Raw genomic sequence first — 4,118 nt, forward strand, 5'->3', positions numbered from 1 at the left:
CGGCGTGCGGGCTGGCGGGCTCGGCCGACCTGCCGGGCACGGTGCTGCCGCACATCCTGCGCAGCGTCACGCTGCTCGGCATCGATTCGGTGGCGGCACCGCAGGACCGGCGCGCCGTCGCCTGGGCGCGGCTGGCGCGCGACCTGGACAAGGCCGCGCTGAAGGCGATGTACGAGGTGCAGCCGTTCGAGGCGCTGCCGGAGCTGGCGACGAAGATCCTCGCCGGGCGGATCCGCGGGCGGGTGGTGCTGAAGATCGCGTAACGAACGTCTCCGGGGATGGCGAATCGGCTCGGAGCGGTCGAGAGGGGGCGTGCCCGCCTCTCGACCGCGCGTCCGACGCCGTCCCGAACCCGCGACGGCACCCCGATTCCCAACACGGAGGACCATCATGCCCATCGCCATCGAAACCTTCTCGCCCGACCAGACCGCCGGCATCGCCGCGCTCATCGTGCCCATCCAGCGCGAGGAGTTCGGCATCCCCATCACCTACGATGACCAGCCCGACCTCAAGGACATCCAGGGCTTCTACCGCCGGGGTGCCGGCGAGTTCTGGGTGGCGCGCGACGGGAGCACGGTGATCGGCTCCATCGCCCTCCTCGACATCGGCGAGGCCGGCGGGGCGCTGCGCAAGATGTTCGTGCACCGCGACTGGCGCGGGGCGGCGCATGGCGTGGCGCAGTGCCTCCTCGACGCGCTGCTGGCCCATGCCCGCCGGAAGGGGCTCGCGGCCATTCACCTGGGCACGACCGACAAGTTCCTCGCCGCGCACCGCTTCTACGAGAAGAACGGCTTCGTCGCCGTGCCCGCGGAGGCGTTGCCGCCGACCTTCCCGCGCATGGCGGTGGACACGCGCTTCTATCGGCTCGGCCTCGGCTGATGTCCTCCGCCCGGTCCGGCGTCGGGCACGCTGCCGGCGGCACCGCCTAGCGCGCCACCGGCGCCCACAGCACGTCGTCGATCTCCTCGGCGCCGCTGCACAGCATGACCAGCCGGTCGACGCCCAGCGCGATGCCGCTGCTCTCCGGCATGCCGTGCTCCAGGGCCGCCAGGAAATCCTCGTCCACCGGGAAGCGTTCGCCGTACAGGCGTTCCTTCAACGCCATGTCCGCCTCGAAGCGGGCGCGCTGGGCCACCGGGTCGGTCAGCTCGCCGAAGGCGTTCGCCAGCTCCAGGCCGCAGGCGTACAGCTCGAAGCGCTCGGCCAGCCGCGGGTCCTCCGGCTTCGGGCGCGACAGCGCGGCCATGCAGACCGGGTAGTCGGTCAGCACGCAGGGAACGCCGGCGCCCAGGTGCGGCTCGATGCGCTCGAACATGATGCGGAAGAAGACGTCCTCCCAGCGGTCGCCCTCGCCCGTGCGGATGCCGGCGCGCGCCGCCTCGGCGGCCAGCGGCGCCGGGTCGGGCTCGTGGCTGCCGTCGTAGGTCGCCAGCAGGTCGATGCCGGCGTATTCCGCGAAGGCGTCCTGCACCGTCAGCACCCGCCACGGCGCGAAGGGGTCGCACTCCAGGCCGCGGAAGGCGAAGCGGGTTCGGCCGGCGGCCTCCGCCGCGGCGCGCACGAGGTCGACGCAGTCCTGCACCAGCGTGCGGTAGCCCTCCCCCGCCCGGTACCATTCCAGCATGGTGAACTCCGGGTGGTGGGTGGCCGAGCGCTCGGCGTTGCGGAAGACGTGCGCCAGCTGGAAGATCCGCGGCATCCCGGCCACCAGAAGCTTCTTCATGGCGAACTCGGGGCTGGTGTGCAGGTGCAGCCGGCGGCGGTCGTCCGGGTGCGGGCCGACCAGTTCGGTCGAGAACGCGTGCAGGTGCGGCTCCATGCCCGGCGAGACCTGGAGGCACGGCGTCTCCACCTCGACGAAGCCACGCTCCTCGAAGAAGCGGCGCACAGCGCCGAGCACGCGGCTCCGCGCCGCGAGGTGCGGGCGGCGGCGGGCGAAGAGATCGGGGTGCCAGAAGGGGGGCATGGGAAAGCCTTTCGTGCGCGATGGCGCTGCTTAGCAAACCGCGGGCATCCGCGGAAAGCCCGCGCGACATCCGCCCCCGCCCGCGGTTTTCCCTGCGCGCGCGCCGGTCGCCCGGTTTACCCCTCCGCCCGGCGTTGCCTCGCGTGCGGCAAGCTGCTAGGTTCCGCGCCGCCCTGTTTCTTGGAAATCACGGAATCGTCCTATGAAGGTCAACGCCAACCAGATGCGTGCCGGCCATGTGCTGGAGCACAACGGCAAGCTCTACGTCATCCAGAAGACCCAGATCGTGCAGCCCGGCAAGGGTGGCGCCTTCATCGTGCTCGAGGGCAAGGACATCCGCACCGGCAACCGCCTCTCCGAGCGTTTCCGCACGCAGGAGACCGTGGAGCGCGCCCGCCTCGACCAGCACGACATGACCTTCCTGTTCTCCGAAGGCGACGCCTTCACCTTCATGGACAAGGAGAGCTTCGAGCAGGTCACCATCCCGCGCGAGGTCATCGGCGATCAGGCCGTGTTCCTGCAGGACGGCATGGAAGTCACTGTGGAGAGCCACGAGGGCGCGCCGCTCGGCGTCGAGATCCCCGGCAAGGTGACGCTGCTGATCACCGAGGCCGACCCGGTGGTGAAGGGGCAGACCGCCTCCTCCTCCTACAAGCCGGCGAAGCTGGAGAACGGCGTCTCCATCCTGGTGCCGCCGCACATCGAGGCGGGCACCCGCGTCGTCGTCGACACCCAATCCGGCGAATACGTCGAACGCGCGAAGGACTGATCCCCTCCTCATGGCAACCCGTTCCGCCCTCATCAACGTGATGGTCCGTGCCGCCGAAAAGGCGGGACGGGCCCTCGTGCGCGACTTCGGCGAGGTCGAGCAGCTCCAGGTCTCCCGCAAGGGGCCGTCGGACTTCGTGTCGAACGCCGACATGAAGGCCGAGAAGACGCTGCGCGAAGAGCTCCAGAAGGCGCGGCCCGACTTCGGCTTCCTGCTGGAGGAGGCCGGCGCCTCCAAGGGCAAGGACGACACCACGCGGTGGATCGTCGACCCGCTCGACGGCACCACCAACTTCCTGCACGGCCTGCCGCACTGGGCGATCTCCATCGCCCTGGAGAAGAACGGCGAGATCGTCGCCGGCGTGGTGTACGAACCCGTGCACGACGAGATGTTCTGGGCCGAGAAGGGCGGCGGCGCCTTCCTCAACCACCAGCGGCTGCGCGTGTCTGAGCGCCGGCGGCTGGAGGATTCGCTGGTCGCCACCGGCATCCCGTTCAAGGGCCGCCCCGGCCATAAGAAGTTCCTGGCCGAGGCCGAGGCGATCATGACCGAAGTGGCGGGCCTCCGCCGCTGGGGCGCCGCCTCGCTCGACCTCGCCTACGTGGCGGCCGGCCGCTACGACGGCTATTGGGAGCGCGGGCTGTCGCCCTGGGACACGGCGGCGGGCGTGATTCTGGTCACCGAGGCCGGCGGATTCGTCGGCGAGATCGGCGGCGGCCGCGACCCGGTGCACGGCGGCACCATCCTGGCCACCAACACGCACCTCAACATGCCGCTGGCCAAGCTGCTGCGCTCGGTCGAGCGCAAGCAGGCGGCGCCAGCCCCGGCGCCCACCCCGGCACCCCAAGCCCCAAAGGCCGGGTGATCCGCCGACCGGCCGACGCGGTCCTAGGCTAGACCGTTGGGGGAGAACCGTTCTCTCCCCCGCGTCGGGAATTGTCGCTACACCGATCGATGGGCTATGGTGGGGCGTGAAACCCGTGTAAAGGGTTAGCCACGCTGTCCACCAGAGGGTGTTCCGGTCGCATGAACCGAGTTCGCAACACGCGCGTGGGGTGGCGGTCGCCGCTCCGCGCGCAGGCCATCACCGCCGCCCTGACCGGGATGGGGGTGCTTGCCGTTGCGCTGGTGGCACCGGCCTCCGCGGCCCCGGCTCCGGGAACGGGGAAGCTGACGCTCGAGAACGCCGTGCCGATGCCGGTGCCGCCGCCGCCGCGGCTGCACACGCCGAAGCCGGTCAAGGCGCCGCCGCAGTTCACTCCGCTGCAGCCGATCGAGCCCCCGCCGCTGCCCGACCTGACGGCCGGCCCGCCGGTGGCGCCGCCCGCCGGCCCGGCCGGCGCGCCGCCGGTGCAGACGGCCGCCCGCCCGGCGCCGGCGCCC

General features: G+C 71.4%; 4 protein-coding genes and 2 pseudogenes. 5 read left to right on the top strand and 1 reads right to left on the bottom strand.

Annotation, left to right across the window (positions count from 1 at the left end):
* Together ACRWK7_RS16325 and ACRWK7_RS16330 are read left to right on the top strand one after the other, a co-directional pair.
* Positions 1-263, top strand: a pseudogene (locus tag ACRWK7_RS16325) (oxidoreductase); the annotation flags it as partial.
* Positions 264-390: 127 nt separating this feature from the next.
* Positions 391-879 carry a GNAT family N-acetyltransferase gene (locus ACRWK7_RS16330; protein ID WP_431857323.1) on the top strand — a complete coding sequence of 163 codons (489 nt, stop codon included), beginning with the start codon at positions 391-393 and terminating at the stop codon, positions 877-879.
* A gap of 46 nt (positions 880-925) precedes the next feature.
* On the opposite strand, the gene epmA is transcribed toward ACRWK7_RS16330, so the two are convergent.
* Positions 926-1,966 carry an EF-P lysine aminoacylase EpmA gene (gene epmA, locus ACRWK7_RS16335; protein ID WP_431857324.1) on the bottom strand — a complete coding sequence of 347 codons (1,041 nt, stop codon included), beginning with the start codon at positions 1,964-1,966 and terminating at the stop codon, positions 926-928.
* A 202-nt stretch (positions 1,967-2,168) separates the two neighbouring features.
* Between epmA and efp the strand changes: the two genes are divergently transcribed.
* The 3 genes and pseudogenes from efp to ACRWK7_RS16350 all read left to right on the top strand — a co-directional run.
* Positions 2,169-2,735, top strand: a complete 567-nt coding sequence (gene efp, locus ACRWK7_RS16340; RefSeq protein WP_431857325.1) for an elongation factor P — start codon at positions 2,169-2,171, stop codon at positions 2,733-2,735.
* Between the two features lie 10 nt (positions 2,736-2,745).
* Entirely contained in the window at positions 2,746-3,600 is an 855-nt protein-coding gene (locus ACRWK7_RS16345) for an inositol monophosphatase family protein (RefSeq protein ID WP_431857327.1), read from the top strand.
* Positions 3,601-3,761: 161 nt separating this feature from the next.
* Positions 3,762-4,118, top strand: a pseudogene (locus tag ACRWK7_RS16350) (hypothetical protein); the annotation flags it as partial.

The sequence above is a fragment of the Azospirillum sp. genome (assembly GCF_050789165.1).